This is a genomic window from Agrobacterium sp. MCAB5, assembly GCF_052114365.1.
Lineage (GTDB): Bacteria > Pseudomonadota > Alphaproteobacteria > Rhizobiales > Rhizobiaceae > Agrobacterium > Agrobacterium tumefaciens.
Window position 1 is genome coordinate 1 of the sequence record NZ_JBFREP010000340.1, and the last position, 381, is coordinate 381.

A 381-nucleotide genomic window follows, 5' to 3' on the forward strand; every position below is an offset into this window, starting at 1 on the left:
CGATACCGGTGGATCCACACTGCGCCTGCGCCATGTAGTTCAGGAACATCGGATCGGGACGATCAAGCGTAACAATAACCGTGTTTTCCTTCGCCACGATTGTCTGGACCTTTGCGTCGCGACTCCCATCAAAAAATGTCTTGCAGCTGAATTCCGGGTCACGAATGAGCTTCTCGAGGCTCCACTGCACATCGTAAGCGTTCATCGTCTCGCCATTGTGGAATTTCACGCCGTCACGCAGCGTAAATGTATAGGTTTTTCCGTCGTCGGATACCGTCCATTCCTTAGCCAGCATCGGGCGAACTTCACCCTTTTCACCTGCAGCAACCAGCCCTTCAACCACGTTGAGCATGACGGAATCCGTGCCAGCATCGCGGTTTC

The 381-nt window shown here is 53.5% G+C and carries 1 protein-coding gene; it reads right to left on the reverse strand.

The window, feature by feature from the left end:
- A partial coding sequence (locus tag AB4Z23_RS28925) for an ABC transporter substrate-binding protein (RefSeq protein ID WP_441361363.1) occupies nt 1-352 on the reverse strand: 352 nt, incomplete at its 3' end.
- Nucleotides 353-381 lie beyond the last annotated feature (29 nt).